Annotated in this window: 4 protein-coding genes; 2 read left to right on the top strand and 2 right to left on the bottom strand. The window is 69.9% G+C overall.

Annotated elements, in window-relative coordinates:
- Both WBA11_RS16740 and WBA11_RS16735 read left to right on the top strand, forming a co-directional pair.
- The coding region (locus tag WBA11_RS16740) for a TonB family protein (RefSeq protein WP_424521787.1) at positions 1-1,885 on the top strand (1,885 nt) is incomplete at its 5' end.
- A 138-nt stretch (positions 1,886-2,023) separates the two neighbouring features.
- On the top strand, positions 2,024-2,719 hold the full coding sequence (locus tag WBA11_RS16735) for a sulfite exporter TauE/SafE family protein (protein WP_424521786.1): 696 nt from the start codon (positions 2,024-2,026) through the stop codon (positions 2,717-2,719).
- Positions 2,720-2,770: 51 nt separating this feature from the next.
- Here the strand turns inward: WBA11_RS16735 and WBA11_RS16730 are convergent, their stop codons facing one another.
- Together WBA11_RS16730 and ccoS are read right to left on the bottom strand one after the other, a co-directional pair.
- Positions 2,771-3,793, bottom strand: coding sequence for a fibronectin type III domain-containing protein (locus WBA11_RS16730; RefSeq protein WP_424521785.1), 1,023 nt, complete (start codon positions 3,791-3,793; stop codon positions 2,771-2,773).
- Positions 3,786-3,950, bottom strand: coding sequence for a cbb3-type cytochrome oxidase assembly protein CcoS (gene ccoS / locus WBA11_RS16725; protein WP_424521788.1), 165 nt, complete (start codon positions 3,948-3,950; stop codon positions 3,786-3,788). The genes WBA11_RS16730 and ccoS overlap by 8 nt, the downstream gene beginning before the upstream one ends.

The raw sequence follows: 3,950 nt of genomic DNA, 5'->3' as shown, positions 1-3,950 counted from the left end.
GGTTGTGGCTTTACCCGACGACTTGTCCAGGTCCGCCCTCGAGGTCGCAGCGCTCCACGAAGTTGCCCACGTTCGCCGGTCCGACTACGCGTGGCACATCGCCCAACGGGCGGTCTCGGCCGTGTTCGCAGCGCACCCCCTGGTCTGGGCCATCGGCCGGGGTCTCGATTTGGACCGCGAGCGGGCCGCCGACCAGGCCGTCCTCGAGGCCGGCGGCGACCGCCGCTCCTACGCCGACTTGTTGTTCTCCTACGCCACGCTCCCCGCCCCCGCCCTCGCGCTGGGCGCCGCGCGTGGCTCCTCGTCCCTCAAATCCCGCATTGATGCCATGACCCGTCCTCTTTCTTCCGCACACGCACGGCGCTTTACAATAGTTGGACGCCTTGCTGGCTTGGTCGCTGTCACGCTCGTCATGGCGGGAACCGTCCTCGTGTCACCGCCTCTCGCCGCTGCCCTCGAGGCCGAGACTAGCGCGCCACTGGGAGATTCAACATCGGTATGGATCGAATCGATGAGCTTGAGCCCGCACGGGGACCAGACTTATGATCTGTTGATCCAGCTAAAACCAGGCGCGGATCTCGAGATCGCGCAGTCCGTCGCCAATGGCGTTCAGATCCCATCTAACGACCTCGATGGAGCAGACGCAGATAGCGAAGGCCGCCTAACCCAGACGGTCATCGTTCGGTTCGACAATGGCGAGATCAAGCGCGAGGTACGTCCAGTCCCCTTCCCTATCGACATAACGTCTCCGAACAGCGGTACGCAGAGCCTTGGGCCTCGATCTACAACATCTGACACCACTGACGTCCTCGAGGTCGCGGACGTGCAGCCGCAGTTGATCGGTGGCCTCGAGGGGCTGATGAACCGGCTCACCTACCCAGAGATGCAGCGGCGAGCCGGCGTCGAGGGCCAGGCCGTGATCCAGTTCGTCGTGAGCACAGAGGGCCGCGTGACCGACATGCAGGTCATCCGCTCCGCCGGAAACGATGGGCTCGACCAGGCCGCCCTCGAGGCCGTGGCCGCGTCGCGCTTCGAGCCGGGGATGCAGGACGGCCAGCCGGTCCGCGTCCGGTTCGCCGTACCTGTCGCGTTCCGACTCGGCGACTCCCCAGCTCGCTCCGAGCGTCGTCCCGCGCCTGGACGTGTCGATGTAGACAACCCCGAGATCTTTGAGGTCGCTGAGGACCAGCCGGAGCTGATCGGTGGTCTCGCAGCGCTGCAAGAGCGCGTCGTGTATCCCGAGATGGCACGCGAGGCCGGCATCGAGGGCCAGGTCGTCGTCCAGTTCGTCGTCAACGAGCAGGGCCGCGTCGAGGACGCCGTCGTGCTCCGCTCGCCGGACGACATGCTGAGCCGAGCGTCCCTCGAGGCCGTGAACGGGCTGGAGTTCCGGCCGGGCCAAGACGGAGGCGTACCGGTCAAGACGCGGTTCGCCGTCCCCGTCACGTTCCGGTTGCCGGCTGGCGACGGCGTGGACCGGGGCGAGTACCGACTCGACGGGAGCAGCCGAGACCGCCCGGCACCAGAACGCCCGTTCCGCTCCCGAATCGGCTACGACCTCGAGGGCAATCGCCTCCCGGTCCGCTACGCTGGCGTCGACATCGAGCGCTTGAGCCCGGGGTCTCGCCAAGCGTTCGTCGGTACCTACAACAGCATCCCCGACATATACAGCCGAAGCGGTCAGTCGGCTGGAGACGTCGAAGTCCGGTACACGGTCGATAGCGCTGGCCGGGCGAGCCGAGCGGAGTACGTGCGGGGGGACCAGAGCATGATGAGCATGGCCGCTTTCTTGGTAGGCACGCTCGAGCTCGCGGCGGACGCCCGACCCGGCCCCGGCGGCTCGTCCGAGGGCATGCTCCGCATCTGGTACCTCGGCGAAGGGTAGCCGACGCCGCCCTCGAGGACGGCGAACCGCCCTGCCCGTCCTCGAGGCCGAGACCGGGGCCGCGTGCGGGAAACCCCCACGTGGTACCGAACCCCGTCCCGGCGCCCTCGAGGACGGGATCGGAGTAGCCTTCGAGCCATGCTCGATCTCGCCGCCGTCTTTGTCGCAGGACTCTTGGGGAGCGCCCACTGCGTCGGGATGTGCGGCGGGTTCGTGGCGCTCCTCGGGGCGACCTCGGAGCGGGCGGTCGCTCGGCGTCAGGTGGCCTACTTCGCGGGGAAGACGCTGACGTACACGGTCTTCGGCGCCATCGCGGGTCTCGCGGGGGTCGCGCTCGGCGGGCTGTTCGGCGAGTTCGGTGGCGTCGTGAGCATCGGTCTTGGAGCGGTGATGATCCTGACCGGTCTGGCCGTGTGCGGCGTCGCGTGGAGACGGTCGTCGGCCCGCGTCAACCCCATCGCGGTGCGTCTCGGGCCGCTCGTCGGCCGGCTTGTCGCCTCGGACCGTTCCTCGGCACTCGTCGCGCTCGGGGCGGTGAACGGCCTGCTCCCGTGCGGGCTCGTCTACGGGATGGTCGCCATCGCGGCGACGTCCGGCGGGCCAGGCCGGGGCGCGCTCACGATGGCGGTCTTCGGACTGTCCACGATCCCGGCACTCGCACTCGTCGGCACGCTCGGGGCTCGGATGCGGCCGTCTCGGCGCTTGACGATGCAGCGGCTCGCGGGCGTCTTGGTAATCGCGATGGGCGTCCTCACGCTGGCCCGTGGCGCCGACGCCGTCACCCCGAGCGAGCGCGAGCCTCACGCCGTAATGGTCTGCGGCACCCTCGACTGAGATAGCGGGGCGCGGGACGGGATCACCTCGACCTTAGCGCGCGGGCACGACCTAGAGAAAGATGAGCGAGAACACCGTCACCAAAAGAGCGATCACGATCCCCGAGAGCATCATCCCGATCACGACGGTGAACGTGGCTTGGTCGACGGCCGGATCGTCGGTTTGGTGGAGCGGGAGCAGGTCGAGCTCGCGTTGGCGGACGATCGCGGCGTGGTCGCGCCCGCGGCGCTGCGCGGTGAGAGCCGCGTCGAGGCCGGCTCGGAACTGGTCCACGTCCGCGTTGCCGGCGGGGTAGAAGCGGCCGTACCTGCTCCACGGCGTCGCCTCGTTTCCCGTGCGAGCGCGGACGCGCCACAGCAGCTTCCGCCCGACGGCCGGGACCAAGCCGGGAAGCGCCACCTCCGTCGCCTGTCCGGCCTCGAGGGCGAACACGTCACGGTCGAAGGCCGGGTGCGGGGAGAGCTCGACGTCGTAGCCGTCGGCGCCCTCGAGGGCGGACCAGCGGAGCGAGATGGCCGCGGCGTCCACGATCTCGCCGCCGAGAGGTGCGACGGGGCTGGGAGCCTCGGCATCTGCGAGGGGAAGATCGGCGCGGTCGGGAGCGTCGAAACCGGGGACCGCCGACCAGTCGAGGTCGGGTGCGCCCTCGAGGGCGTCGCCCTGGGCGTGGGGCCAGACCGGCGCCGGGGGCGCCTCGAGGACGGCGGGGTCCGACGTCTTGACGAGCGCCCGCTCGCGCTCGGCCTCGAGGGCCTCCTGCTTTTGGACGACCTCGAGGTCGGCGAGCGTCCCGGCCCGGAACGACGACGGGGCGCTCCACGCACCGCCCTCGCGGCGGACCCACCACACGAGATCTGCTGCGGGCAGCGCGTCGGCCAGGGTGGTCTCGGTCGAGGGCACCCCCTCGATCTCCACGACGGGCGCGTCGGGAGCCGCCGCCGAGGCGATGCGCAAGTCGAACGACGACGAGCCGGGAGGGGCCGTCCATCGGAACGTGGCCGCGTCGAGCGGGACGACGGCGCCCTCGACGGGCGACTGGGGAGTGGGCGCGGCGAGAGCGGCGGTCTTAGACATCGGGGTCGGAGGGATCGGTGGAGTCGTCGAGGAGGATGCGGAGCGCGGGCGTCTCGACGTCGTCGAACTGACCGTCGCGGACGGCCCACCGAAAGGCGGCCACGCCGCAGAGCGCCAGCGCGAGAGCGAGTGGGACGAGGACGTAGAGGACGTTCAC

The sequence above is a fragment of the Rubrivirga sp. genome (assembly GCF_049648075.1).
Lineage (GTDB): Bacteria > Bacteroidota > Rhodothermia > Rhodothermales > Rubricoccaceae > Rubrivirga.
This window is presented reverse-complemented; position numbering and strand designations above follow the sequence as displayed.